The organism is Pseudomonas sp. FW305-7 (genome assembly GCF_058786735.1).
This window is the reverse complement of sequence record NZ_JBYSZA010000001.1, coordinates 463,397-489,567: the sequence shown is the minus strand read 5'-3', so window position 1 is coordinate 489,567 and position 26,171 is coordinate 463,397. Positions and strand designations below refer to the sequence as shown.

Annotated in this window: 24 protein-coding genes and 1 pseudogene; 12 read left to right on the top strand and 13 right to left on the bottom strand. The window is 60.4% G+C overall.

The features are described from left to right. Positions 1 to 105: 105 nt before the first annotated feature. Both ahr and AC3WMT_RS02330 read right to left on the bottom strand, forming a co-directional pair. Positions 106 to 1,134, bottom strand: a complete 1,029-nt coding sequence (ahr, locus tag AC3WMT_RS02335; RefSeq protein WP_103302312.1) for an NADPH-dependent aldehyde reductase Ahr — start codon at positions 1,132 to 1,134, stop codon at positions 106 to 108. A 55-nt stretch (positions 1,135 to 1,189) separates the two neighbouring features. After that, positions 1,190 to 1,438, bottom strand: coding sequence for a hypothetical protein (locus AC3WMT_RS02330; RefSeq protein WP_103302467.1), 249 nt, complete (start codon positions 1,436 to 1,438; stop codon positions 1,190 to 1,192). Positions 1,439 to 1,607: 169 nt separating this feature from the next. Here AC3WMT_RS02330 and AC3WMT_RS02325 point away from each other — a divergent pair, with 169 nt between their 5' ends. Both AC3WMT_RS02325 and AC3WMT_RS02320 read left to right on the top strand, forming a co-directional pair. After that, the gene (locus AC3WMT_RS02325) at positions 1,608 to 2,246 is read left to right on the top strand and encodes an ATPase (protein WP_103302311.1); all 639 of its coding nucleotides are present in this window, start codon (positions 1,608 to 1,610) and stop codon (positions 2,244 to 2,246) included. An 86-nt stretch (positions 2,247 to 2,332) separates the two neighbouring features. Beyond that, positions 2,333 to 2,674 (top strand): YajG family lipoprotein, encoded by a 342-nt coding sequence (locus AC3WMT_RS02320; RefSeq protein ID WP_103302310.1) that lies wholly within the window; start codon positions 2,333 to 2,335, stop codon positions 2,672 to 2,674. A gap of 115 nt (positions 2,675 to 2,789) precedes the next feature. Here the strand turns inward: AC3WMT_RS02320 and AC3WMT_RS02315 are convergent, their stop codons facing one another. Then, positions 2,790 to 3,788, bottom strand: coding sequence for a zinc-dependent alcohol dehydrogenase family protein (locus AC3WMT_RS02315; protein ID WP_103302309.1), 999 nt, complete (start codon positions 3,786 to 3,788; stop codon positions 2,790 to 2,792). A gap of 261 nt (positions 3,789 to 4,049) precedes the next feature. Between AC3WMT_RS02315 and AC3WMT_RS02310 the strand changes: the two genes are divergently transcribed. After that, a complete protein-coding gene (locus AC3WMT_RS02310) occupies positions 4,050 to 4,691 on the top strand; it encodes a LysE family translocator (RefSeq protein WP_103302308.1) in 642 nt (213 codons plus the stop codon). A gap of 15 nt (positions 4,692 to 4,706) precedes the next feature. Here the strand turns inward: AC3WMT_RS02310 and AC3WMT_RS02305 are convergent, their stop codons facing one another. From AC3WMT_RS02305 to yghU, 3 genes are all read right to left on the bottom strand, one after another. Further along, positions 4,707 to 5,900: a GAF domain-containing sensor histidine kinase gene (locus AC3WMT_RS02305; protein WP_103302307.1), complete on the bottom strand. Its 1,194-nt coding sequence runs from the start codon at positions 5,898 to 5,900 to the stop codon at positions 4,707 to 4,709. Positions 5,901 to 6,038: 138 nt separating this feature from the next. Continuing rightward, on the bottom strand, positions 6,039 to 8,219 hold the full coding sequence (locus tag AC3WMT_RS02300) for a TonB-dependent siderophore receptor (RefSeq protein ID WP_103302306.1): 2,181 nt from the start codon (positions 8,217 to 8,219) through the stop codon (positions 6,039 to 6,041). A 289-nt stretch (positions 8,220 to 8,508) separates the two neighbouring features. Beyond that, positions 8,509 to 9,348, bottom strand: coding sequence for a glutathione-dependent disulfide-bond oxidoreductase (gene yghU, locus AC3WMT_RS02295; RefSeq protein WP_492577632.1), 840 nt, complete (start codon positions 9,346 to 9,348; stop codon positions 8,509 to 8,511). A 254-nt stretch (positions 9,349 to 9,602) separates the two neighbouring features. On the opposite strand from yghU, the gene AC3WMT_RS02290 reads away from it, so the two are divergent. Then, on the top strand, positions 9,603 to 9,929 hold the full coding sequence (locus AC3WMT_RS02290) for a hypothetical protein (RefSeq protein ID WP_103302304.1): 327 nt from the start codon (positions 9,603 to 9,605) through the stop codon (positions 9,927 to 9,929). A 17-nt stretch (positions 9,930 to 9,946) separates the two neighbouring features. On the opposite strand, the gene AC3WMT_RS02285 is transcribed toward AC3WMT_RS02290, so the two are convergent. From AC3WMT_RS02285 to AC3WMT_RS02275, 3 genes are read right to left on the bottom strand one after another with little or no spacing between them, the layout of a single operon-like run. Continuing rightward, a complete protein-coding gene (locus tag AC3WMT_RS02285; RefSeq protein WP_103302303.1) occupies positions 9,947 to 10,990 on the bottom strand; it encodes an alpha/beta hydrolase family protein in 1,044 nt (347 codons plus the stop codon). A 49-nt stretch (positions 10,991 to 11,039) separates the two neighbouring features. Further along, on the bottom strand, positions 11,040 to 11,450 hold the full coding sequence (locus AC3WMT_RS02280; RefSeq protein ID WP_103302302.1) for a hypothetical protein: 411 nt from the start codon (positions 11,448 to 11,450) through the stop codon (positions 11,040 to 11,042). Continuing rightward, positions 11,447 to 12,418: a LysR family transcriptional regulator gene (locus AC3WMT_RS02275; protein ID WP_103302301.1), complete on the bottom strand. Its 972-nt coding sequence runs from the start codon at positions 12,416 to 12,418 to the stop codon at positions 11,447 to 11,449. Before AC3WMT_RS02275 ends, AC3WMT_RS02280 begins: the two co-directional genes overlap by 4 nt. 127 nt (positions 12,419 to 12,545) lie before the next feature. Here AC3WMT_RS02275 and AC3WMT_RS02270 point away from each other — a divergent pair, with 127 nt between their 5' ends. After that, positions 12,546 to 12,821 (top strand): DUF2798 domain-containing protein, encoded by a 276-nt coding sequence (locus tag AC3WMT_RS02270; protein WP_103302300.1) that lies wholly within the window; start codon positions 12,546 to 12,548, stop codon positions 12,819 to 12,821. A gap of 21 nt (positions 12,822 to 12,842) precedes the next feature. Here the strand turns inward: AC3WMT_RS02270 and AC3WMT_RS02265 are convergent, their stop codons facing one another. Further along, positions 12,843 to 13,613: an APH(3')-II family aminoglycoside O-phosphotransferase gene (locus AC3WMT_RS02265; RefSeq protein ID WP_103302299.1), complete on the bottom strand. Its 771-nt coding sequence runs from the start codon at positions 13,611 to 13,613 to the stop codon at positions 12,843 to 12,845. A gap of 197 nt (positions 13,614 to 13,810) precedes the next feature. On the opposite strand from AC3WMT_RS02265, the gene AC3WMT_RS02260 reads away from it, so the two are divergent. Both AC3WMT_RS02260 and AC3WMT_RS02255 read left to right on the top strand, forming a co-directional pair. Continuing rightward, a complete protein-coding gene (locus tag AC3WMT_RS02260) occupies positions 13,811 to 15,598 on the top strand; it encodes a thiamine pyrophosphate-requiring protein (RefSeq protein ID WP_103302298.1) in 1,788 nt (595 codons plus the stop codon). A gap of 119 nt (positions 15,599 to 15,717) precedes the next feature. After that, on the top strand, positions 15,718 to 16,467 hold the full coding sequence (locus AC3WMT_RS02255; RefSeq protein WP_103302297.1) for a DUF72 domain-containing protein: 750 nt from the start codon (positions 15,718 to 15,720) through the stop codon (positions 16,465 to 16,467). On the opposite strand, the pseudogene AC3WMT_RS02250 reads toward AC3WMT_RS02255, so the two are convergent. Then, positions 16,433 to 16,711, bottom strand: a pseudogene (locus AC3WMT_RS02250) (SDR family NAD(P)-dependent oxidoreductase); the annotation flags it as partial. The gene AC3WMT_RS02255 and the pseudogene AC3WMT_RS02250 sit on opposite strands and share 35 nt — an antisense overlap. A 176-nt stretch (positions 16,712 to 16,887) precedes the next feature. Between AC3WMT_RS02250 and AC3WMT_RS02245 the strand changes: the two are divergent. After that, positions 16,888 to 17,274, top strand: coding sequence for a DUF1801 domain-containing protein (locus AC3WMT_RS02245; RefSeq protein WP_103302296.1), 387 nt, complete (start codon positions 16,888 to 16,890; stop codon positions 17,272 to 17,274). Between the two features lie 285 nt (positions 17,275 to 17,559). Here the strand turns inward: AC3WMT_RS02245 and AC3WMT_RS02240 are convergent, their stop codons facing one another. Together AC3WMT_RS02240 and AC3WMT_RS02235 are read right to left on the bottom strand one after the other, a co-directional pair. Beyond that, positions 17,560 to 17,778 carry a hypothetical protein gene (locus tag AC3WMT_RS02240; RefSeq protein WP_103302295.1) on the bottom strand — a complete coding sequence of 73 codons (219 nt, stop codon included), beginning with the start codon at positions 17,776 to 17,778 and terminating at the stop codon, positions 17,560 to 17,562. Positions 17,779 to 17,951: 173 nt separating this feature from the next. Beyond that, positions 17,952 to 19,631, bottom strand: a complete 1,680-nt coding sequence (locus AC3WMT_RS02235; RefSeq protein WP_103302294.1) for an MFS transporter — start codon at positions 19,629 to 19,631, stop codon at positions 17,952 to 17,954. Positions 19,632 to 19,893: 262 nt separating this feature from the next. Here AC3WMT_RS02235 and AC3WMT_RS02230 point away from each other — a divergent pair, with 262 nt between their 5' ends. From AC3WMT_RS02230 to AC3WMT_RS02215, 4 genes are read left to right on the top strand one after another with little or no spacing between them, the layout of a single operon-like run. Next, on the top strand, positions 19,894 to 21,015 hold the full coding sequence (locus AC3WMT_RS02230) for an AAA family ATPase (RefSeq protein WP_103302293.1): 1,122 nt from the start codon (positions 19,894 to 19,896) through the stop codon (positions 21,013 to 21,015). Continuing rightward, positions 21,012 to 21,446 carry a bpX5 domain-containing protein gene (locus AC3WMT_RS02225; protein ID WP_103302292.1) on the top strand — a complete coding sequence of 145 codons (435 nt, stop codon included), beginning with the start codon at positions 21,012 to 21,014 and terminating at the stop codon, positions 21,444 to 21,446. The genes AC3WMT_RS02230 and AC3WMT_RS02225 overlap by 4 nt, the downstream gene beginning before the upstream one ends. Next, the gene (locus tag AC3WMT_RS02220) at positions 21,446 to 23,275 is read left to right on the top strand and encodes a hypothetical protein (RefSeq protein WP_103302291.1); all 1,830 of its coding nucleotides are present in this window, start codon (positions 21,446 to 21,448) and stop codon (positions 23,273 to 23,275) included. Before AC3WMT_RS02225 ends, AC3WMT_RS02220 begins: the two co-directional genes overlap by 1 nt. Beyond that, positions 23,268 to 26,159, top strand: a complete 2,892-nt coding sequence (locus tag AC3WMT_RS02215) for a bpX6 domain-containing protein (RefSeq protein WP_103302290.1) — start codon at positions 23,268 to 23,270, stop codon at positions 26,157 to 26,159. Before AC3WMT_RS02220 ends, AC3WMT_RS02215 begins: the two co-directional genes overlap by 8 nt. Positions 26,160 to 26,171 lie beyond the last annotated feature (12 nt).

The window sequence follows — 26,171 nt, the reverse complement described above, 5'->3', positions numbered from 1 at the left end:
CTGGCAGAGCCTGTCTGATTGTCAGTTAGACGGGCGATTGTAAGCGTTCGGGGCTGTTTTGGCAGGAGGGGCGGCGCGTCCGGCAATGGCCGACGCGCCGTTGTTTTATTGACTGGCGTCCAGCACCACGCGGTAGCGCGCCTTGCCGCTACGCAGATGCTCGACCGCCTCGTTGACTTTGCTCATGGGAAACATCTCGACTTGCGGCAGGATCTGGTGCCGCGCACAGAATTCCAGCATGGTCGCCATGGTGCCCGGCGAGCCTACCGGCGAGGCGGAGAGCGACTTTTGCTGCGGAATCAAGTCGAACACATGCACCGGGATGGCGCTGGGCACAATGCCGACAAAGTGCAACCGGCCATTGCCGCGCAGGGTGGCCAGCATGGCCGGCCAATCAAGGTCGGCGTTGGCGCTGATCAGCAGGAAGTCCAGGGTGCCGGCAATCGCTTTCAACGCGTTGCTGTCGGTTGAGGCGACGACGTTATGCGCGCCAAGACGTTTGGCTTCGTCCTGCTTGTTCAGCGATGAGGTGAATGCGCTGACTTCGCAGCCCCAGGCATTGAGAAAGCGCAGCGCCAGATGACCGAGGCCACCGATGCCGACCACGCCGACCCGGTCGGTGGGTTTAACGCCGAATTGCAGCAGCGGGTTGAACACCGTCGAGCCTGCACAGAACAGTGGCCCGACCAGCGCCGGATCAAGCTTTTCGGGTACCGGAATCGCCCACGCCCAGTGCGCGCGCAAACGGTCGGCGAACCCGCCGTTGCTGCCGATGATGGTCGGTTGCGCAGTGCCGCACAGTTGTTGTGAGCCAGAGATACAGGACGAGCAGTGCATGCAACTGCCCTTGTACCAACCGATCCCGACCCGCTGACCCAGTTCGAGACCGCGTACCTGTGGCCCCATGCGCACGATCTTGCCCACCACTTCGTGGCCCGGGACGAACGGATAGCGGCTGATGCCCCAGTCATTGTCGATCAGTGACTGGTCGGAGTGGCAGACACCGCAATATTCCACAGCGACTTCGACCTCTTCTTCGCCCAATGCACCGGGGTCATAGCTGTAACGCTCCAGTGGCGCGCCGGCAGCGGTCGCGGCCCAGCCGTTGAACGTTGTGGGTTCGGTGTTGCTCATGGGACACCTCCGGGTGAACAGACAGGGACATTGGCAGCCCGGAAAGTCTAGTCGGTCATTCGTCCGGCGCGAGCCACGTATCGACGACCCGTCGATCCAGCTCCTCCCAGTACGCCATACCCAATACCCGCGTGGTGTTGAGGCCGCGCAAGTAACCGCGCAACTCATGGGCGGTGTCCCGAATGAGTTGCGGGTCGGCGTCGTTTCTATTGAGCAATACACTTTCGTACTGGACCAGGTATTCAGCCACCCGCTCGCGAAAATCGGGCAGAACGGCATCTCGGATCAGGTCAAACGTTCTCAAGGAGGGTTCCTCATTCATGTTTTTCTAGTTGTGTTTGAGTGTGTATCAGTCTGCACGTCGAGCAACTATCGCTAGAAGTAATAGTGACCATCACGAAACGCAAGTTCTGCTTTCGCGGCAATGGGCGGAAAATCGCCTCCATCGAAACGCAGCTCAAGGAATTTGCGCGATGAACATTCTGACTCGACTGGCGCTGGCCGCACTGCTGATGGGCGCTGCCGCTGCACCGACCTACGCAGACGATGCCCGGTCGTGTCATTTTCAAACCATTACGGGCAGCAGTGCCACGTTGCAGCACTCGCAGACCGTCGGTGTGTTGTACAGCGAAAACACCCTGGACAACCTGCAATACCTTGAGCGTTACCACGACATGGCGGTCAACGGCGCGAAAGATGCGCTCGACTCGCGGATTCGCGAAGCCTTCGTCGAAAGCTCCGATCCGGAATTGGCCATCGACTGGCTGGTGAGTTCGCTGCAGCAACAGTTTTTGTCCGTGACCGTTTACGACAGCCTTGATGCGTTGATTCAGGCCCATCCGGATGTGGTGGTGAAGCTCGACACCTTCAATCGCCTGTTGACCCAACGCAACAGCCTGGTTGAAGCGCGTTTCACTGCACGTTTCTACGATGCCGACCTGCAATACATCGGCAAGGCCGAAGGGGCGGTGGAAAAACAGCTGCCATCGGTCTGGGTCCACAACCAGGCAGCGCCGCAAATCGCTGCGCAGATCGAGAAACAACGGGACTTGCAACTCAACGCATTGAAGCAGTTCGACAGCTCACTCAAGGCGTTGGTGTCCGCAAGCTGAACACTTAAAACATAAAAGGCAGCGGCGGCGCCGTGAAGCTGGACCGTTGCCGGTTGAACCGAACCTTTATTTTCAGGATTACACCGATGCGTCCTTTATTCGTGCCTGCCATGACAGTTGCTTCTTTGTTGCTTGCCGGTTGCGCCTCCGCGCCGAACGACCCGACCCTGACGCTGCAGACCCGCAAGACGCCGGCTCAGTACGCCGATTGCGTGGTGCCGAAGCTGCAGGGCAGCGCACTGAACCCGACTGTGTCGCAGACCCAGCGCAGCTACCGGATCGTCGTTCCGAGCAAGGTGGCGGCGGACAACGTGCTGGAAGCTTACAAGGCCGGCAGCGGCGGCAAGGTGTTTCTCTATGAACGTCACCTGTTGGCCTCGAACTTCCTGCCGTCGAGTTTTGAGCGGGCGGCTCAGGACTGCATCTGATTTCACCCGTTCACCGTATCTGACAGAGCTCCTTTGGTTGGCCGCAACCAACCAATTTTTTGCCCCGTGCCTTCATTCGGTCGCGGGGCTTTTTTTTGCCTGCAATCGTTGAGGTTCAGACGATATCGATCACCACCTTGCCGACGCCCGTGCCTTGCTCCACCGCATCATGGGCCTGACGCGCCTCACTCAGGGTAAAACGCTGCGAATGCAGCAATGGCTTGACCTTGCCTTCCTCGATCAATCGCGTGGCATAACCGAGAATCTCGGCGTGGTGCTTGCGTCCGGTACCGGTAAGCATCGGCAGCAACACAAAAATCCCCGACAGCGTCGCACTGCGCAGCGAGCCGGTGGCCAGGTTGTGGGTGCCGAACGCCGCGCAACTGGTGACGTGGCCATACAGGCGAATCGCAGCAAAAGCGTCATCGAGGCTCTTGCCGCCGACTGTGTCGTAGATCACATCGAAACCTTTGCCGGCGGTGTACTGATTCACGTATTGCTCGACCGGCACGTCGCGGTAGTCGATGGCTGTGGCGCCGTAGCCTTCGACAATCGAACGCTTGCCCGGCGAGACCGTGGCGAACACCTCGGCGCCGAGTGCCTTGGCAATCTGCACCGCCATGTGACCGACACCGCCGGCACCGCCATGCACCAGCACTTTCTGCCCGGCCTGGACATGGGCGCGATCCACCAGACCTTCCCAGGCCGTCAGGAACACCAGCGGGATCGCTGCCGCTTCGCGAAAGTCCAGATTCTTGGGTTTGCGCGACACCAGATCGGCATCCACAGCGATGTATTCGGCGAGTGAGCCGGGCAAGCCGCGCACGCCTCCGACCATCCCGTAAACCTCATCACCCACGGCCAGATGCTGGATGTCGGCGCCTACGGCTTCGATGACACCCGCCATGTCCGTGCCGAGAATCGCCGGCAGTTCCGGCATGGCGTACGGCGCATTGCCGGAACGAATCTTGTAGTCGATCGGGTTCACACCGCTGGCGACGACACGCACCAGCACTTCATGGGCTTGCGGCTGCGGGCGGCTGATCTGCGCTTCACGAAAGGCGTTATTGGCGTAGTCATCCAGGATCAACGCACGAATAGTCGGTTGGCTCATTACACGCCTCGCTGTCATTTTTAAGGAGAGGGCAATGGTGGTAGCTGAGCGGAGGTTTGTCGACCCCCCCGAAGGTAGACGCGGCCTGTAGGCAGATTCTGCGGGTTCGAAACGATCACGCGTGTCCATGCGGATAGCGCTCTCCTCGGCAGGCAATCGTGGCTCAGAGGAAGTCATAGCCGTTGAAAAGCAAGCAGCCGGGCCTGACAGCGCGCCCGGCTCCTGTAATATGCAGTCCACCACTTACCACGAGCATTGAAAATGGATTCTCACTCGATTCTGGCGTTTACCCTGGTCGCTGCGATCGCCATCGCCAGCCCCGGCCCCGCCACGCTGATGGCGATCAACAACAGTCTGGCCCACGGGCAACGCAGCACGATCTGGTCGTCACTGGGCAATGCCAGTGGTCTGTTTTGCCTGTCAGCCGCGGCCATGCTCGGCTTGGGCGCTGTATTGGCGAGTTCCGAGTGGCTGTTCAATGCAGTGAAGATCATCGGCGCCGGCTACCTGTTCTACCTCGGGGTCAAGCAGTTGTTCAAAAAGGGCCCGATGCTCCCGGACGCTCTTGAGGGCGACGCGAACAAGCCGCGCCCGACTCACGGCAAGCTCTACAAATCAGCCTTTCTGACCGCCGTAACCAATCCCAAGGCAACGATGTTTTTCACCGCGCTGTTCCCGCAGTTCATCGATCAGGGCGCGGCGTTGCTGCCGCAATTTCTGATCCTTACCGCGATCTTCATGGCGTTATCGGTGTCGTCGTTGAGCGTCTATGCCGCGATCGCATCGCGGGCCAAAGGCGTATTGACCCGGCCCGCGCTGTCGCGCTGGGTCAGTCGAGTCGTGGGGACGACCTTTATCGGCTTTGGTGCGGCCATCCTGACGATGCGTCGGCAGACGGCGTAAGGGCGGGGCGGGGGATCAGACCCATTTGAACTGTGCCGGGAACCGCGCCACAAATCGCGTTCCCGATTCAACGTCCGAGGTCACGCTCAACGTGCCGTTGTGTGCCGCCGCAATCTGCGAGGCGATGTAAAGCCCCAGGCCCAGGCCTTCACAGCGCTGACCGGCTTCTGACCGGGAAAAAGGCTCGAACAGCAGTGGCATCAATTGCGCTGGGATCGGCGTGCCTTGGTTGGTTAGCGAAATGACAATCTCGTCGTTCTCGGCGTAGGCCTTGAGGACGATCGGCGCATCGGTTGAACCATGGGTGACCGCGTTGCCCAACAGGTTGGACAGCAACTGGCTGATGCGCAACGCGTCGCAGTAAACCCCCGCTGGTACATCCAGTGCATGGCTGATGATTGCCTGTGGATGGGTCACCTTGATTTCTTCAAGGGTCAGCAGCAGCGTGCGCTGCAAGTCGTCCACCAGTTTGCGCTGCACCGGAATCCCGCCACCGAGGCGACCCCGGGCAAAGTCGAGGATGTTTTCGATCAGCACCCCCATGCGCACCGAACTGTTGCGGATTGCCGCAATGAAATTCAGCGAGCGTTTGTCTTCGGTCTTGCTTTCCAGCAGGTCGGCGCTCATGCGAATGGCGCTCAGCGGTGTGCGCAGGTCATGCCCGAGCACTGCGATGAACTGCTCGCGCAGCCGGCCCAGCTCATTGGCGCTATCCAACTCTGTTTTGGTGGCCAGCAGACGACTTTGCGTGTCGAGGCTCATGGCAATCAGTTGGGCGAACAGCGTCAGCGTCTTGGCAATGGCCGGTTCGTCCAGATTGGCCGGTACGGAATCGATCGCACAGAGCGTGCCGAAAAAATCGCCGTTGGCTTTGACGATGGGAATGGATATGTAGCTCTCCAGCCCATAGGTTCTCGGCGTGTGATGTTGCGAAAACAGCGGATGCAGGCTGGCATGGCCGAAGATCACGGGTTGTTTGTGTTGGCGGATTTCGTGACAGATGGTCGATTCGAGTACCAGTTCGCCACCGGGTTTGAGCCCGAAATCAATGGAGTCGTCGACCGCGCAGGCCACCCAGTTCCTTTCGGTGACCCGAGCCACAGCGGCGAAGCGCATGCCGGTGAGGTGCTTGACCATGCTCAGGATCACGGGCACCGCATCAATGCTGCGGATGGCTTCAATGTCTGGTGTGAACTCTGGGTTGGTCATGGGGGCGCTTCGCGATGATGTCGGGCAGAGACTATCGCTTCTTGTCGCCTATTGCTAATGGGTCAGGTGCAGGAACGCCAAGGGCGCCGCGGATTTTCCGGGGCGCCCTTGGCCAGTGTCGTCGACGGCGTGCGCGACTCAGAACTTGTATTTGGCGGTCAGCATGTAACTGCGCGGATTGCCGTAGTTGTCGTTGGAACCCCACGTGATGTTGCTGCCGATGGCGGAATAGTAGACGCGGTCAAAGATATTGTTCGCGTTGACTTGCAGGTCGAGGTGCTTGGTGAGTTCGTATCCGGCCATCAGGTCGGTGGTCGCGTAGCCGCCTTGTTCGAGTCGATAGTTGCCGCCATTGGCAAGCGCGACGTCGTTGTACATGCGGCTTTGCCAGTAGACGTTGCCACCGACGCGGAGTTTTTGTAGCGGGCCCTGGAAGCGGTACACCGTCGAGACCTTGAACAGGTGCTCGGGTGTGTCGGTTTTGAATTTCTGATTATTGTTGGCCGGGTTTTCATCCTTGATGTAGTGCGCGCGGGTGTAGGTGTAGCCAGCGCCCAGCTGCCAGTTTTCGGTCAGCGCGCCTTGCAGTTCCATGTCGATGCCTTGGCTGCGCACTTTGCCTGAGCCGTTGTAGCAGGTCATGACCGGGCAACCGAACTGATTTTCCGCCAGGGTTGCGCGGTTGGTCTGGTCCATCTGGAATACGGCCAGACTGGCGTTGAGGGCGCCATTGAAATATTCGCCCTTGATGCCGACTTCGTAGTTTTCACCGACGATCGGGTCCAGCACTTTGCCGGAAAGATCCTTCGAGGTTTGCGGGGTGAAGATGTCGGTGTAGCTGGCGTAGACGGAATGATGCTCGTCCAGCTTGTAGATCAGGCCGGCATAACGGGTCAGGTTGCGGGTGACTTTGTAGTCGCCGTCGCCGGTGCGGTCATCGTAGTCATACCAGTCCAGGCGACTGCCGAGGATCAGCGTCAGCGGATCGGCCAGGCTCAAACGGGTGGTCAGGTAAACGGCGTCCTGAGTGGCAACGCTGCGCGTTTTGCCGCCACGCACGAAGTCCGGCTTTGGCGCACCGATCGGCCAGGCCGTGGTGTACGGATCGTACTCCTTGGAGGTCGCATCGTAGACGCGATGGCTGGAGCCGACGACCAGTTCGTGGGTGCGGCCGAAGGCTTCGAACGGGCCGCTGGCAAAACCGTCGAAAGCGTTTTGCTTGTCGGTGTTGTGCGATTGGTAAGCGGTGGTTTCCAGCGGGCCGTTGTAGCGCGACAGGTAAGTGCCGGAGAACTCGCCGTTGAGCGTCGAGGAAGAACCGGCGACGTGCAGTTTCCAGTCGTTGTCGAAGCGATGCTCGACTTCGCCGAAGACCGTGTCGATCTGCAGTTTCTTGTTTTCCCAGTCGGTGCCGGGGTAAGTGGAGCGGGGCAGATCAAGGTGATGGCCGTTGGTGCCGATCGGCAACCCGCCCCAGAAATAGTTGGTCTGTTCATTTTGCCGGGAGAAACCCAGAGTCGCGGTGGTGCTTTCGCTCAGGTCGGCTTCACCGATGGCGTAGAACAGGCCGTGATCGTTTTGTTCCTTGTCGCGGAAACTGTCGGCGCCCTGATAGGAGCCCACCACACGGCCACGCAGCGTGCCGCTGTCGTTCAAAGGGCCGGAAGCGTCGATCTCGCCGCGATAATCATCCCAACTGCCAGCCGCGCCGGTGAGCGTCACCTGGGGCGTGGCCGTCGGGCGTTTACGCACCATGTTGATGGCGGCTGACGGGTTGCCGGCACCCGTGACCAGGCCGGTGGCGCCGCGAACGATTTCAACCCGGTCAAACATCGCCAGGTTCGGTTGCACCGCCATCGAATACGGTTGATAGGAGCTGGGCAGGCCGTCGTACATGATGTTGTCGATGTCGAACCCGCGTGCGCTGTAAGCCTGTCGGCCCGGACCGCTGGACTGGTTGAGGAACAAGCCCGGCGTGCCGCGCACCACGTCGTTGATGCTGGTCATGCCCTGATCATCCATGCGTTGACGGGTGATGACGGTGACGGCTTGAGGCGTTTCGCGCATGGTCAGCGACAGCTTGGTCGCGGTCTGCATGGGGCCAGTCGTGTAAGACTGCGAACCCTCGGTGGTGCTGCTCATCTGGGTAGCACCGATCTCGGTCGCGCCGAGTTCCAGCGTGGCGGGAGGGGCAGCATTTTCCGGCGATGGCGGTGGAGCTTCATCAGCTGAAACGGATGAGAGGCTGACCATGCCAATGGCGAGTGCCAGCAGGTTGGGTGAGAGGTTCGAACGGCGGTGGCGGGTGTGAAACGACATCAATCTGCTTCCCCAAAAATTACCAAAACGAATCTGATGCACATGCATGTAAGAAGTATTCGCATTAGCATGTCAGATTGATTCGGTTGAAGAAAGGTACTGACTTCAATTGGTTAACAAATTTTTCACATTTGCGGCGTAGGGAAACGATCACCGCCACGGCGCAAATCAAAGCCACTGGTGGAAATCAGTAGATCCAGTAGAGGGTGCAGAAGGGCCAAGTTGCGCGACCGCGCCCGATCAACATGAAGTTTGATCGGGCGCGGTCAGAGGGAGGGGAACGCTTGGATCAGCTCAGGTCTTCAGCGTCATGGCGTTCAGGAACCTGGCTCGCTTCATCACCCCACGTGCGGTTGACGCGCTGCCCACGGATGACCGCCGGGCGCTGGGCGATAGCCTCTGCCCAGCGCTGCACATGGATGTACTCATCGGCCGCGAGAAACTCCGCCGCCGAATAAACATTGTTGCGCACCAACTGCCCGTACCAGGGCCAGACCGCGATATCGGCGATGCTGTAGTGCTCGCCGGCCAGGTAGGGGCTTTCGGCCAGACGTCGATCCAGCACATCCAGTTGGCGCTTGGCTTCCATGGTGAAGCGATTGATCGGGTATTCCATTTTCTCCGGCGCATAGGCATAGAAATGCCCGAACCCGCCGCCCAGGTAAGGCGCAGCGCCCATCTGCCAGAACAACCAGTTGAGGGTTTCGGTGCGTCCTGCCGGATCCTTGGGCAGGAATGCGCCGAACTTCTCCGCGAGATACAGCAGGATCGAGCCTGACTCGAACACCCGAATCGGCGGCTCGACGCTGCGGTCCAGCAGTGCAGGGATTTTCGAGTTCGGATTGATCTCGACGAAACCGCTGGAGAATTGATCGCCCTCACCAATGCGGATCAGCCAAGCGTCGTACTCGGCGGCGCTGTGCCCCAGCGCCAGCAGCTCTTCGAGCAGGATAGTGACCTTCACCCCGTTGGGCGTGGCCAGCGAATAGAGCTGCAACGGATGCTTGCCGACCGGCAGCGTTTTCTCGTGGGTCGGCCCGGCAATCGGGCGGTTGATGCTGGCGAACTGACCACCGGACGGCGCTTCATTTTTCCAGACCTTGGGCGGAACGTAGGGCGTTTTGCTCATGAAACGGACCTCATCGTGACTGGCTGAGAACAGATGACCACCGTAGGGAAAAATTCCGATGGATGCCAGTCCGATTTATCGTTACATCACGATATGCACAGGCGTCGAGCCTTTTCTGGTCACGGGAAAATAAACCAGAGACCCGATAATTTCTTTTTTCATCAGGCGGTTACAATCGCCGCTTTTTCACCCTCAAGGATGCTGGCGCTGTCGATTGGAGCGCCGGGCGATTGGATTTACGGATAAAACCCGCAATGCGAAGTCAACTTCCCCTCAAAGCCATTTCCTGCCTGACCGCCCTGATACTGATGCTGACCGGCTGTGTCGGAGCGTCGGTTTCAACGCTGGGCCCGCTGCCGCACTCTGAGCAGCAAACCGTCGCTGCCGAGACCCCGCGAGAATGGTGCGGGATTACGCTTTGGGCGGTCGTGCCCATCCCGTTGAAGTTGCCGGTGTGCAAGCTGCAGAGCGGCCAGCACATGTCCAATCCTCTTTATGCGTGTGGGCCGTTCATGTATTGGGGGCCGCTTCTGTATGGCTATAAGGGAAATGCCCTGTGTGGCGTGTTCCCTTATTGGTGATAAATACCCGACCTATTTCAATCCGCAGCAGAGCGCGCCAGAAACTCGCTGATCAGCAAAATCGTCTGTTGCTGGATTTCCGTGCGCGCGCGTCCGCCGTCGCCATCGGTGCAAATGATGCCGTCGCCGGGTGCGTCTTCTTCGAGCATTGCCATCGCGCCAGGCTTGCATGGCGACATGAAACTGAAGTGGCTGGCGTCGCTGATCTCGACGTATTGGCTCGATGTTTTCGGCAGTCGCTTGACCAGATCGGCGGACTCAAGCTGAGCGGGAAGGTCTTGCGACGGCACGCCCGCTGCGATGACCAGTACCGGAACAGGCAGTGCCGCAAGGCTGGCATCGGTGAAACCACGTGACAGACCGAGGTCCAGTGAAACCACGGCAGAGACGCGTTTGTCGTGCAAGTCGGCGGCCAGTCGAGTCTTCGAATCCGCTCTGCTGGCGGGATTCATCTGCTGATAGACGGAACAACTGGCCAACTGCGAATGGGCTTTGCAGTCTTCGGTGAAACGCTCGGTGTCGAAACGTGCGCCAGCGATTTCCAGGCTGGTCCAGCCGCCGAGAGAGTGGCCCACGACGGCAATGCGAGGTTTCGCGACCGTACCGAACTTTTCAGGCTGTGCCGTCACCGCATCGATGGCTCGACTGACATCCGCAGGACGCAGCCATAACTGTGCCGCCGCCTGAGGGCTGCGGTCATGCGTGGTGCTGCCGGGATGATTGACCGCCGCGACGATATAACCCTGGTGCGCGAGCGCGCTGGCCAGCCATGCCTGGTTGCTCCAATTGCCGCGGTAACCATGTGAGAGCACTACCAACGGGTGTTCACCGGCAGCCGGTGGCGCATTTTTCGCGACCATTACACCGACAAACGCCGGGTTGTCGGCGACCAGTTCCGGCGCGGCAGTGGTTGCACCGGCTGGGTACCAGACGACCATTTCCAACGGACGCTCATTGCTCGCGTCCGCCAGGGTCGAGAGCTGAAAACCGACAGGATTCCCGTCAGCGAATACGTGGGTGGTCAGGCAGAAAAGAAGCAGGGCGCCGAAAGCATGTTTCATTGTTTTTTATCTTCCGTGATGAGCCTCGATTGGCGAGGTGGACTTTGCCTTAATCGGCGCGCTTCAGCGAGTCAGGATTGAAAATCAGATTGGCGATTTCGCTGGCGTCCGGTTCTTGCTGCCATTCGCCAGAAGCGTTGGCAGTTTCGCGCACAATCCATTGCTGCGAGCCGGTCCAGGACAGCTCGATGCAGGGTCCCGTCAGCTCTGCGTTGTCGATCAGCAAACCGACTTCATCCGCTGGACCGGGACACATGCCGCCAACCGAAAAAGGTACACGCGCACATATCAGGTCTTTGAGCATGCCCAGCAGTTCGTCATGAGAGCAGAAGGGTACGTGTCGGTCCCCGGCAACACCGCCAGCAAAAACCAGATGGCCTGCCGCCGAGCCCTCAGTATTTATCGAGGCCAGATGCACGGGAGGCCGGCCGGAGCCCTTGGCATAACGTGATGTGTTCACAGCAGCTCCTTGTCCGTGGATGCTTGAAACGGTGCGGTCAAAGCATCTTCCTGCGGCCAACGCATCTTCAAGTGTTCGATCAGATAGTCCATGAATGCCTTGACCTTCGGTGTCATCGCCGCACGCTCCTGCACACAGGCATAAATGTCCATTCGCTCGACAAAGCCGTGACCTGCTCCGTCATGGTTCTGGAACAGCGGCAGCAGTTGGCCACTTGCGATGTACGGTGCCGCCACGAACTCGGCCAGACGCGTGATGCCCGCACCGTTGACCGCCATCTGCGCCAGTGCATCGATGTCATCGCTGATGGTCGTGGCATTGATATTGGCCTCGTAACTCTGGCCGTCCCGCGAGAAAGTCCAACGAAGAAAGCGTCCGTCCAATGGGTAACGGAACGCCAGGCACGCATGGTTTTGCAGATCGTCCGGCGATCGCGGCGTGCCTGCGCGCTCCAGATAGGCTGGGGCGGCGCACATGATGAAGGGCAGCGAAACGATCTTGCGCGCAACAATGCCATCTTCCAGTTGCGGTTTGATCCGCAGGCTCAAGTCGATGCCGTCCTGGATGTGATTGATTTTGCGGTTGGTGGTCGACAGCTCCAGCAGAAGGCGCGGGTGCAGCGCCGCGAACCCGGCGATCAAGGGCGCGAGCACATGCCGTCCGAATGCAGAAGTGGAGGCAATGCTCAGCCGTCCTTGCAGCTCGGTCTGTTCGTTGCTGATTGAGCTTTGCGCCGACTCCAGATCTGCCGCGATGCGCTTGACCTTGTCGTAGTACACCGCGCCGTTTTCAGTCAGCGCCATGCTCCGCGTGGTGCGCTGCAGAAGTCTCACGCCGAGATGCGTCTCCAGACGATTTATCGTCTGGCTCACCGCTGCCGCACTGACGCCCAGGGCTTTGGCGGCGCCGACAATGGAGCCCGATTCCACCACTTTGATAAAACTGGCAATTGCCGCTAATAGATTCATCCATGGCCTGCCGAGAACGGTTTGATTCGTAAGTTGTGCTTTATAAAGTACCTACGATTAGCCGTCTAGTTGAGGGGAGTCGCGCTTGTTAAGGTGCCCGCTCCCTGTCAATGGATGGAAACGCCATATGAATCAAACAACCAGCACCGATGCTTTGATTGTCAGCCGTCGCAAGCTGTCACCGCGTGCCACGCCCTATGTGTTTGCCTTGTACATGGCGACGATCATGGCGTTTCTGATGTCACTGGTGATCACCGCCGCCAACTCCGGCATTGATAACGATTACCTGAGTAATGCGCTGCACGCGTACAAACTGGCGATGCCGGTGGCATTTCTGTGCATCCTTGTTGTTCGGCCCGTCGTGATCAAACTGGTGGCGTGGACAGTGCATCCGCATCGTTGAGTGCTGAACGCTTCCGGCGCCTCAGAAAAACTCGTCAAGCAACTGATAAAAGGCAATCCGTTGCAGATCAGGCTCTACGCCATAGGCCTCGAAAAACACTGGCACCCACTGCTCGCCGAGGTTGTAGGTAATGCTGTTGGCGGCCAACGCCAAGTCCTGATAACGGTCAGAGACGCCAAGTCGCCCGCAGTCGACAAACCCGCTGAACTTGCCATTGTCAGCGAGCAGGTTGGGCAGACACGCATCGCCGTGTGTCACCACCAGATCCTCGTGATCAGGACGGGCGGCAAGCATTTGCTGAAACACCTGTTCAGCACTGCGACCCAGACGTGAATCGTCGAAGTCTTCCTCGTCAATCAGGCCCGCCAGCAGATGCTCGCGGGCGAGGGCGATTTTTGCGTCGAGGCGGTGATCGAACGGGCAGCTGTCGATGGCGACCGCGTGCAGTGATCGCAAGGCTGTGGCCGCGAGCGTCACGATCTGCTCCGGCGCCAGGTGCGCGCTGCGGGCCAGATCGCGACCGGGCACAGCCGTCATCAGCAACCAGTTGCGCTCATTTTCAGTGGTGGTGTCGAGCACCCGAGGCGCCGGGAGATCCTGCTCTGCCAGCCAGCGCAGTCGCTGAATTTCCCCGGGCAGTTCGCCCCAGGTCATCACCTGTTCAGACTTCACAAACAGCGGCGCTGAACCCGCCGGCGTAATCCGCAGTACATCGGCGCGGGACTCGCCAATGGTTTGTTGTTCGATCTGTGCGTCAGCGAATCGCGGGTGCCATATCGCGGGTAAGTCCATGTCGATTCGTCCCTTGTAAATCTGTTGATGAGGCGCATTGTGCCGCGCCGGTGATTTTGCGCGCAAACACCGGGGCAGGGCGTTGCCCTGGCAAATCAATCGAAACTTCGTCGCCAGCCCGACTGTCCAGACCCTTACACCTCTCGGCGGATGCACTGCCGGGAATGCTCGATGCACCGGTGAAGGCGAGGAACACGATGACGATGACAGTTGGAGATTTTCTGGTTGAGCGGCTCAGCCAATGGGGCGTCACGCGGATTTTTGGTTATCCGGGTGACGGCATCAATGGCGTGTTCGGCGCGCTCGACCGGGCCAAGGGAAAGATCGAATTCATTCAGGCGCGCCATGAAGAAATGGCCGCGTTCATGGCCTCGGCCCACGCCAAGTTCACCGGGGAGTTGGGTGTGTGCATCGCGACTTCAGGGCCGGGCGCATCGCACCTGATTACCGGGCTCTACGATGCGCGGATGGACCACATGCCGGTGCTGGCGATTGTCGGTCAGCAGGCGCGCACTGCACTAGGCAGCCACTACCAGCAGGAGCTGGATCTGGTCTCGATGTTCAAGGACGTCGCTGGCGCCTTTGTGCAGCAGGCTTCGGCACCGTCGCAAGTGCGCCACTTGCTCGACCGCGCGGTGCGCACGGCCGTCGGCGAACGCCGCGTCACGGCGATTATCCTGCCCAATGATTTGCAGGATCTGCCCTACGAAGCGCCGGCCCGCGCCCACGGCACCGCACATTCCGGTGTCGGGTACAGCAAGCCGAGAGTGCTGCCGTACGAGGCGGATTTGCAGCGTGCCGCCGAGGTTTTGAATGCCGGTGAAAAAGTCGCAATTCTGGTCGGTGCCGGTGCTCTGCAAGCCACGGATGAAGTGATCGCCGTCGCCGAAAAACTCGGCGCCGGAGTCGCCAAAGCCTTGCTCGGTAAAGCCGTGCTGCCCGACGATCTGCCGTGGGTCACCGGCAGCATCGGCCTGCTCGGCACCGAGCCCAGCTACAAACTGATGACCGAGTGCGACACGTTGCTGATGATCGGCTCGGGTTTCCCGTATTCGGAATTTTTGCCCAAGGAAGGTCAGGCGCGGGGCGTGCAGATCGACTTGCAGCCGGACATGCTCAGTCTGCGCTACCCGATGGAGGTCAATCTGCAGGGCGACGCGGCTGAAACACTCGCCGCGTTGCTGCCGCTGCTGGAACAGAAAACCTCGGGCAAATGGCGCAAGAAGGTCGAAGGCTGGCGCGGCACCTGGGAGAAAACTCTGGAAAAACGCGCCATGGCCAAGGCCAGACCGATCAATCCGCAACGGGTGGTGTACGAGTTGTCACCGCGCCTGCCGGACGAGGCGATCATCACCAGTGATTCCGGCTCGTGCGCCAACTGGTACGCCCGCGACCTGAAAATCCGCCGTGGCATGAAGTGCTCGCTGTCCGGCGGTCTGGCCTCGATGGGCGCCGCGGTGCCGTATGCGATTGCGGCGAAATTCGCCTACCCCGAGCGTTCGGTGATTGCCCTGGTGGGCGACGGCGCCATGCAAATGAACAACATGGCCGAGCTGATCACCGTCGCCAAATACTGGCGGCAGTGGCAAAGCCCGAAATGGATCTGTGCGGTGTTCAACAACGAAGATCTCAATCAGGTCACCTGGGAGCAGCGGGTGATGGAGGGCGATCCCAAGTTCGAAGCGTCGCAGAGTATCCCGGATGTGCCGTATCACCTGTTCGCCATTTCCATCGGCCTGAAGGGCATTTTTGTTGATCGCGAAGAGGACGTCGCCGCGGCCTGGGAGCAGGCATTGGCCTCGGACGTTCCGGTGTTGATCGAATTCAAGACCGATCCGAACGTGCCGCCGCTGCCACCGCACATCAAGCTTGAGCAGGCGAAGAAATTCGCCACGACCTTGCTCAAGGGCGATCCGGATGAGGCCGGAATCATCGTCCAAGCCGCCAAACAAGTGCTGAGCTCGGTACTGCCCGGCAAAAAATAACCCGAATTTCCTCGCGAAACCTGTAGGAGTTGCCGACGGCTGCGATCTTTTGATCTTCAAAAACAACATCAAAAGATCGCAGCCTGCGGCAGCTCCTACATTGGAATGGAGGCAGGCAATTGATTTTCATCGGCTGTGCAGGCTGGAGTCTTGCGCGTGAACATTGGCCGGCATTCCCGGCTGACGGCACGCATTTGCAGCGCTATGCCGCGCAATTCAACAGCGTCGAAATCAACAGCTCGTTCTATCGCCCGCATCGCCGACAGACCTACGAACGTTGGGCGGATTCGGTGCCGGACGGTTTTACTTTTTCAGTGAAGATCCCCAAACACATCACCCATGAACTGCGCCTGATCGGCTGTGAGGCTGCGCTGGAAGAATTCCTTGGGCAATGCAGCGGATCAGGCGATCGCCTGGGCTGCCTGCTCGTGCAGTTACCGCCGTCGCTGGCGTTTGATGCGGCCGTTGCCGAAGGGTTTTTCAGCGCACTGCGCCAGCGTTTCTCCGGGCCTGTGGTGCTGGAGCCGCGCCACGAATCATGGGTCGGCGGCGAAGCGCTTTTGATCAAGTACCAAATCAGCCAAGCGGCGGTCGACCCCTCGCGTATCACCAATGACGCTTCACCGAGAGGCTGGCAGGGCACGAAGTATTGGCGCTTGCACGGTTCACCGCGCATCTACCACAGCGCCTACGATTTGCCGTACCTGCAACAAATTGCGCGAGCGTTGCAGATCGCCTCAGAGGAGGGCGCCGCAACCTGGTGCATCTTCGACAACACCGCCAGCGGCGCCGCGATCGGCAACGCTTTGAGCCTGGTGAAAGCGCTGCTTATTCCGGCGCCAGATCGCCGTACCAGTACGCCGCTGTAACGCCGCCATCCATCAGGAAATCGCTGCCGGTGACCAACGCCTGAATGGATTCGCGAGAGCCCACGTCAACGATGCAAGTGGTCACTTTGAAACCGGCATCAAGCAGGACGCGGGCAGCAGCGTCAGCATTGTCCTGCTTCAAATCCGCCAGCACGACGTGTTTGCCGTCACTGACGCGACGGGTAATGGCCTGACCGATCGAACCGGCGCCAATGACGACAATAACGTTGGTCGGGGTGGGCATGGCGTCTCTCCTCAAAGTGATGCGCCAACCTATATAGCGGGTGTTCGCTCAACAATACGGTGATTGCCGCATAAGCTGATGAGCGAGGCTCATGAATGCGCGCTGTCGCGTGGTAACTCGACCACTATCTGATCACCGTCTAGAGTTTTTGCACCCGAAGACGTTGAGGACACGTCATGAAGAACGAAGAAGCAATCGCTGCATCAGTGCAGATTGATCAGCGCATCAAGGACCTGAGTGACTGGCGCGGTGAAACCCTGGCACAGATCCGCGCGATCATGCACAAGGCTGATCCCGAGATAGTCGAAGAGTGGAAATGGCGCGTGCCGACGTGGTCGCATGGCGGGATTATCTGCACCGGTGAGACTTACAAGGCAGTGGTGAAAATGACTTTTGCCAAAGGTGCGTCGCTGGAAGATCCGACGGGATTGTTCAATTCAAGTCTTGAAGGCAATACAAGGCGGGCGATTGATGTGCATGAGGGCGAGGAGATTGATGAAAAGGCCTTGGTGGCACTGATTCGAGAGGCGGTGAAACTGAATACGTCGAAGCCCTCACCCTAACCCTCTCCCAGAGGGAGAGGGGACTGATCGCGTTGTTCTTTCGAGATACACCGACCTGAACTGTCGCGCCGAACTCAGGTTTGATCCCACTAGAGATCGGCTCACTTTTCCCTCTCCTAGATTGAGAGGGGACTGACCATGGTGTTCTGTTCTTTCGAGGTACCCGAACTGAGATTTAGAGTCGAACTCAGGTTCTGAACTGTACTCGGTCGGCTCCCTTTCCCCCTCGCCCCCTTGGGGGAGCGGGCTGGGGTGAGGGGGTGAATCCAACAATCACCATAAATCTCAATTCCCATCCGCAACCTTGCGCTCAATCTCATCGACCTTGCGCTGCAGCTCTTCAGCATCTTGCTCTTTGACGCGGGTGGAGGAAGGCGTGATGACCTCGTCCACAGCACGGGTGTCATCGTCCCGATCCTGCAAATCGCGCTCGACCACGTTCACGGGTTTGCCCGATGTATCGGTAGGTGGGGCGTTCGGGGTTTTGTCGTCGTTGCTGTTCATATCGTTGACCTCCATGGGTGTAAACATTGGAGGTAGCACTGCGACGAGCGTTCGATTTTTTTTCGACTGCGAACCGACGGTGAAACGCCAGTTCCGCGTTAACACCAACCCCCTGTGGGAGCGAGCAAGCCCACTCCCACAGGTTGACCGCATTCCAGCGGCCTGAGGTCAGGTCAATCCTTGAGGATGTCGCGATCCTTGGTTTCCGGCAGGAAGAACGTGCCGAGTATCGCCGTCATCACCGCAATCACGATCGGGTACCACAGCCCGTAGTAGATATCCCCGGTGGCCGCCACCATCGCGAACGCCACCGTCGGCAGGAAACCGCCAAACCAGCCGTTGCCGATGTGATAGGGCAGTGACATTGAGGTGTAGCGGATGCGAGTCGGGAACAGCTCGACCAGCCACGCCGCAATGGGCCCGTACACCATGGTCACGTAGATCACCAGGATGGTCAGCAGGAGCAACACCATCGGATAGTTGGTTTTTGCAGGGTCAGCCTTTTCCGGATAACCCGCTTCTTTCAGTGCAGTGCCGAGGGTCGCGGTGAAGGCGTCGTTGCGGGTCTTGAAGTCGGCGGCGGGCAGGGCGCTGCCCTCGAAGCTCTCGACGACTTTGTCACCGATGCGCACTTGCGCGACGGTGCCCGGTTCGGCGATCACGTTCTCATAAGGGATCGCCCGTTTCGCCAGCAGGGTCTTGGCCAGGTCGCAGGAACTGGTGAATTTGGCCTTGCCCACCGGGTCGAACTGGAACGAACACTGATCGGGATTGGCTATCACCTTGACCGGGTTTTTCTCCTGGGCGATGAACACGTCGGGGTTACCGTACTGGGTCAACGCATGGAAGATCGGAAAGTAGGTCAGCGCCGCCAACATGCACCCGACCATGATGATCGGTTTGCGCCCGATGCGGTCGGAGAGGCTGCCGAAGATCACGAAGAACGGCGTGCCGATCAGCAGCGAACCGGCGATCAGCAGGTTGGCGGTCTGCGGGTCGATTTTCAGCGTCTGCAACAGGAAGAACAGCGCGTAGAACTGCCCGGTGTACCAGACCACCGCTTGCCCGGCCGTACCGCCAAGCAGCGACATGATCACCACTTTGAGGTTGTCCCAGCGGGCGAAGGATTCGGTCAGCGGCGCCTTCGACGCCTTGCCTTCGGCCTTCATTTTCTGGAACACCGGCGACTCGCTCAGTTGCAGGCGGATGTACACCGAGACGATCAGCAGCAGGATCGACAGTAGAAACGGAATCCGCCAGCCCCAGGCTTCGAACGCTTCGGTGCCCAGCGCGGTGCGGCAAGCGAGGATCACCAGCAGCGACAGAAACAGGCCAAGGGTCGCGGTGGTTTGAATCCATGAGGTGAAGAAACCGCGTTTATTGCGTGGCGCATGTTCAGCGACGTAAGTGGCCGCGCCGCCATATTCACCGCCCAGTGCCAGACCTTGCAGCAAGCGCAGGGTGATCAGAATGACTGGCGCGGCGACGCCGATGGTCGCGTAGCCGGGCAGCAAACCGACGATCGCCGTGGAGACACCCATGATCACGATGGTGATCAGGAACGTGTGCTTGCGCCCGATCATGTCGCCGAGCCGGCCAAACACGATCGCGCCGAACGGCCGCACCGCAAACCCCGCTGCAAACGCCAACAGGGCAAAAATGAACGCGGTGGTTTCGTTGACGCCGGCGAAGAAGTGCTTGGCGATGATCGCCGCCAGTGAGCCGTAGAGGTAAAAGTCGTACCACTCGAACACCGTGCCGAGGGACGAAGCGAAGATGACCTTGCGCTCCTCCTTGGTGATGCCGCCGCTGCGCGGTGGACTGCCGGTGGATGCTGTGTCGATTGTAGCCATGGGTGCTCTCCGTCGTGCTTATTGTCGTAGGCCGGAGTCCCCCGATACCGCTATCGCACTCTGGCCTTGTGGCGTATGCCGCATTGCTCTCGCGTGAAACCTGCACAGTCTGACGGCCGCGCATTGCTGCACGGTTTCCTGAAGCATAATCAGCTTCTGGCAGATATCCACTCGCCAAAGGCGTCGATTAAAGATCAACTGCCGGCGGCCGATAGCAGCCGATCAGCCACCCATCAAAAAACCACTTTCAGGGAAGATGTCCATGAACGCTTCATTGCAGAGCGCTGCCGCGCAAATCCGTCAGGCCGTGCGGGTCGCCACCGAGGGGCTGGTGGGGCGTGAGCAATTGGCCGAGCTGATTGTGCTGGCCGCTGTAGCGCAGGAGCACATTCTGGTCATCGGCCCACCCGGTACGGCGAAAAGTGCGGTGGTGCGGCGCGTGGCGCAATCGATGGGCGGGCGCTATTTCGAATACCTGCTGGGGCGTTTCACCGAACCCTCGGAGCTGTTTGGCGCAGTCGACCTGAAAAAGCTGCGCGAAGGCACGGTGGAAACCGACGTCAGCGGCATGCTGCCGGAAGCCGATATCGTCTTTCTCGACGAGGTTTTCCTCGGTTCGACGGCGATCCTCAATACTTTGCTCGGCGTGCTCAACGAACGCCGCTTCCGCCGCGGCCACACGCAGATCCAGTGCCCGTTGCGGGTGTGTGTCGGCGCCTCCAATGGTCTGCCGGATGATGAAGCGTTGGCGGCATTCGGTGACCGCTTCCTGCTGCACCTGTTTGTCGAATCGGTGCCAGACAATCAGCTCGAAGCGATGCTCGCCGGTGGCTGGCAGTCCGAGCAGCGCCCGGTGCAGCAACTGCTGGGCCTGAGCCAACTCGACACCCTCGGCCAGGCTCTGAAAAACGTCGATCTGACTGCCGTGCGCCCGGCACTGGCCCAGGCCATTCGGCGTCTGCGCGAGGCTGGCATTCAGTTGTCGGATCGGCGCATCGTCAAATCCCAGCGCCTGATCGCCGCAGCGGCGTTACTCGGCGGGCGACTTGAAGCCAGCGAGGCGGACCTGTGGCCGCTGCTGTATGTACTGCCGACCAAGGAAACCCAACAACATGGCCGCGAAGTGCTGCGCGAGATTTTCGCGCAGTCGAGCAACAGCCATTTGTTCAGCGCGGTGGAAGAGGCGACCCTGCAACCACTGTCGCGGCTCAGTCGCTTGCTGGAAACCGGCGAGGAGTATCTGGCCCGCAGCGAACCACCGGCCAGTGCCTTGCTTGAAGGCCTGCTGCGTGAGATTGATGCCAACTTCAATGATCAGACCATTCCGTCGTCGTTGCAGGACGTGCGCGGTCAGGTGGCGCGTCTGCTGACGTCTGCGGCATGACGATCAAACCGCTGAGTTGGGCCTGGCAGTCACGGCAGACTCCGGTCGAGCCCCAGGCCGCCGTGGCGTGGGGCGACGTAGCACGGCGTTTGCACGCACGCTTGTTGCTGATCCCCGAGGAACAGGCCGGGCGCCTGCAGGCCACGGCCAATCGCGACGTGTTGGTGGTGACCGGTGTCGCGGCGGATCTGCCGTGGGTCGACGGCGTGGCGTATGCGGCGATGGACGAACGTGCACCGGGACTGTGGCTGCCGACCAGTTGGGAGCCCGACCGCCCGACAGACCTGCTGGGGCAGGCGCTGTCCAGCCGATTCGCGCGGGCGCCGCTGCTGCTCTGGCGCGAGCCCGCCGCCGTGGTGCCGCTGGATCGTTTGTTGCCGGTGACGACGCAGCATTTGCAGCGCATTGGCGCTTACTGGGCGGGCCGCTGATGCAATTACCTGAATCGCTGCAACCCTGGCGCGACTGGCTGCAATGGTTTGCTCCGGCACAACTGCCGCTGTTTGCCGACCTGTTCGGGCGTCTGGATCCGCTGCTCGGTCCGCTGCGTGGCCAACAGCAGGGCGGCGTGCCCGAGCCCGATGGCTTGGCCGATCTGCAACGTCGCGGCCCTTATGAGCGGTTGTTGTCGAGTGAATGGCTGTTGGCCGATGAAGTGCCTGATGAGTTTTTGCGCAGGGCCGTGGTGGGCGAGCATCTGTTTCTCGCGCCGCAATATCGCTCGCATCAGGCCAGCCGCTTGATGGTGGTGTTGTTCGATGCCGGGCCGTTGCAACTCGGCGCTGCGCGTCTGGTGCACATGGCCTTGCTGATCCTCCTTGCGCGTCGCGCCAAAGACGCCGGCGCCGAGCTGCGCTGGGGCATTTTGCAGCAGGCGCCGGAGCTGCATGCGCTCGACAGCGCTGCACAGCTCAAACGCTTGCTCAGCGCCCGTACCTTTAAAACTGTTGACGCCGGGCACTGGCAGGCCTGGCGTGACGGCTTGAATGCGCAACCGGAGCCCGTCGGCGAATGCTGGCTGGTGGGGCAGCGCTTGCCCGCGACCGAGGGTTTGCCCTGCAGCCATCGCGTGCAGGTCTCGCGCAGCCTCGACGGACGCAGTCTGTCGGTGGCTCTGCACGCGGCGGGCGCTCGTCGAGTGTCGCTGCCGCTTCCCGACGAGCGCCTGGCCTTGCAGTTGCTCAAAGGCCATTTCGAAGGTGAAGTGGTCGCAGCCGCACCGACCGCGAAGGGCCGCGTCCCGCGAGTGTCGCTGACCTTGCAGCCGGTGATTTCCAGCGCGGGTACGCATGTCGCCCTGAAACTGCTCGGTGAGCCCGGCATGGTGGTGATCAAGCTACCGGTGCACAACCAGAAGAAACCCCTCGAAATCCGCAAAAGTCTATGGTCTGCGCAGCAAACGGCACTGGCGGCGACCTTCAACGGCAAGGCCTTGGGCGCCGTTTTGAGTGATCAGTGGCAATTGACGTTCTGGAGCATGCCCGGGCTGAAACCGGTCGACAAACCGGGCCTTGAAGAACTCAAGCTGCCGCCGGGCACCGCTTCGCTCCTGCCGGTAGCCGGGTTGCGCAATAAGTCGACGGGCCGATTGTTTCTGCTCGACGGCCAGGGTCATCTGGCGTTCTGGGTAGTGGAAACCGGCCGTACGCCGGCCAACCCCAAAACCCGGCGCACCCACCGCTTAGCGGCGGACGTGTTGAGCATGGCCAAGGTTGACAGTGACGTCGTGGTGTATGCACGCCGTGAGGGTGATCGATTGCACACGCACTCGGTCAACGCTGACGGCGATGTCACGGCGGCGCATGTGGTGGGTCTCGCCAATCAAGTCGATCAGGTGCTGTTCGCCGCCAGTCCTTTATGGCGCAGGGGCTTTGGCGGTTGCGCGGTGCTGAGGATAAGCGACGGGTGCGAGAGTTGGGGCGTGGTGTCAGCCAAGGGCGCGGCCTCGGAAATCGAACGCATCGTGCTGGCTCCCGGCTGGAAGGGCATCGGCCTGCTGCAAGAAGACAACGAGCGATATTCACTGTTGTTGCTTGCCCCCAACCAGCACGCTATCGCTGTGTACTGCGAAGGCGGTCAGCGCGTGTTGTTTTCCACCGCCGCCCCCATCGTCAAATACAGCTTTTGCCCGCTGAGCGGCGTGATCGCCGTGCTGACCAAGGCCCGCGAACTGCTGGTGTACGCGGTCCCGCAACGCCTCCTGCGTTTGCAGATCATTTGTAATGAACATCCGGAAAACAAGGACGGCAGCGATGCTTGAGCATAACGCAGCGTTGATCCGCCGCCCGCTGTTGACCGGTCATCAACACATTGAAGGCCTGTGGTTCGCAGCCGAGCGTTTCAGCGAGGCCGAACGCGCCCGGCGCGTGATCGAACAGTGGCAAACCGGCGCCAGCGTCTACCGTTTTGCCGACGGCGATCTGCTGCGCTTTCGTCAACCCGTGACCGTGCAGTGCGAGGCGCTGTCGGGCTGGCCGTTGATTCGCCAGGGCAATGCGCTGAGTTCTGCGTTGCTCGACCCACAGGAAATCCGCAGCCTGCCTGCCGCCGATATCTGGCTGGTGCGCGGCAGTCACGTCAGGGCCCAATATTTGCGCGATGCTGAGGCCCTGGCATCGGGTGACTGGCTTGATATCAATGGCCTCACTTTGCTCGACACCTATGACTGCCGAAACGTGCTGCCGGAGCCAGTGCTTGAACCCGTGGCCGTGGTCACCGACGTTCGGGAAATTCTCGGCGACGCGTTGCGTCCGGTCAGTCCCGAGCAGGAACAGGTCATGCAGGCCTTGCTTGATCGCCAGCAAAAAGCTGCGAAAGTGCCGGTCTATCAAGCCGTCACGGCGAAAGAAACCGGCTGGACGCAATCGGCCGATACGCCTTTGCCGTGGCTGAAGCTCAGCGTGACCTTGGCGATTCTGATAGCGATTTTCTGGATGGGGTCGCAGGGGCAAAATCCTGGCCTGCAAGGCTTGCCGGCGAAGACAGCGACGCCGGTATCGGTGCAAATCAGCGGCATCGTGGTCGGCACATTGATCGGTGGTATTGCCCTGACCTTGATATTGGCCGGGTTGCGCCACGTGTTGCGCCGGCCGGTGCCGGTGCAGCCTGCGGCACCCCGCGCCGCCGAACCAGGTATTGAACCCCGCGCCACACCGGCCAAAGCCAAGCCCTCGCGCTGGCGGCGCTGGGTGACGCGCCTGACTGAAAATTCGCGCCTCTCGGCCCTGTATGGCAAGCGCCAAGCCGCTTACATGCGGCGCATGCTCGAGATGTTCGAGGACGGCGATTTCGCAGAGGCGCTGCGTCACGCGATTCCATTGGGCAGCGAGCAAAGCAGCGGCGAGCAATCGTTCGGTACGCCGCAGCGACGTCAGGATCTGATGATCGATCACAGCCGTGGGCCCACGCGCTCGATCCGGTTCGAACACGACATGGAAATGCATCTGCGGCAGGTCTACCGACAGACCTTTGAGCGCCTCGACCGCGCGGGCCGCATCGAGGAAGCGGTCTTCGTGCTCGCCGAACTGCTCAAGGTCCGCCAGGAGTCGCTCGACTATCTGGAGAAGCACGGCCGCTTGCAGCAAGCCGCCGACCTCGCGCTGGCCTGGGATATGCCGTCCGCGATGATCGTGCGCCTGCTGTGTCTGGCCGATAACTGGCAGCGCGCCTTGCTGGTCGCTCGACGTGACAATGCGTTTGCCGCCGCCGTGACATTGCTGCAAGGCAAGTGGCCAGAGAGCGCCGACCGTTTGCGTCTGGAATGGGCCGAATCGCTGACCCGCAAGGGCCTCTGGCTGCAAGCCGTCGAAGTGATCTGGCCACTGAGCGCGGAGCGTAAACGCGCCGGCCAGTGGCTGCTGGATGCCGAAGCGGCAGGAGGCGCGCTGGCATTGGGCGCATTGGTCAAACGGGCCGCGCTGTTGCCCGATACCTTGCAGGCGTATGCCGAGTGGGTCGAGCAACTGCGCGATGATCCGGCGCGTCACGCCGAACGCGCGGCATTGGCCGAGATTTTGTTGCAGCACAAGACGCACGTGAATGCACTGGCATGGCTGGCCGCTGCCATCGTGCACGCGGTGCTGGCGGACCAGATCGACGGCCATGGGCGCTTGTCGCATCTGCAATTGCAGGCACTGGTCAGCATGAGCAAGGACAAGTTGTTGCAGGCCGATCTGCCGGGGGCGTTGCCGACCCTCGCCGCAAGCGTCCCGCTGTCGAAGATGAGTGAGCCACTTGAATGGACAGCTCCGTTCATGGGCAACCGCAAGATTCTCGACGCGGTACCGCTGGAGGATGGGCGTTACTTACTCGCGCTGGGCGAGGCGGGGGCGGTGGTCATCGATGCGCACGGCCAGACCCTGTGTCATTTTTCGGTGCCGGCACACAACATCGTGCTGGCCCATGATCGGCAGGTCGTGCTGGTGCTGGCGCGGCGTGATGATGTCTGGCGCATCAGCAAGCTCGATCTGGTCACGCGCAGCGCGACGGACCTGGGCGTGCAAATGTTCGATGTGTTCGCCCGATCATTCGACGGTTTGACCTGGACCCTCGGCCGGGGGCGGCAGGTGCGGGTGGTGGATGTCGATCATGGATTCGAAACGCTGTGGCATGTCAGCGATTTGCCGGCTCACGTCGGTGGCCTGAACGATGACGCGCACAACGAATATCTGTGGTTGAACGCTGGGGAGAAAGGTACGTACCTGTGGCATTACCGATTGCCCGAGCGTCGGTTGATGAGCCGGGATTTACTGCCGCACATGCCCGCGGACAATTTCCGGCTGCTCGACGCCGATGGCCGAGTGATCGAGGCACATCTTAATGTTGCCGGGAATGTTCTTGAGCTGGCGTGGCCTGACGGGCGCAAGAACTATCGCTTGCCCGGGCTGGACCTTTATGAAATCGATCTGATGGATGCTTATTTGCAGGGCCAATGGCTGGTCATCAGATACCTGACCGTCGATCAGGATATGCGCTGGCACTTCATCCACCTTCCTGGCGACCGTCTCTGCGCCACTCTGCAATGGCCTGTGCAAGGTGTGAAGATGCGTTGTGTCGGCGCCGATTACTTGCTGTTCGATCTCCACGGGCGTTTGAGCCATATCAACGTCGATACGGCCACTCAACACAACATTTCACTGAACTGATCCGACCGGGCC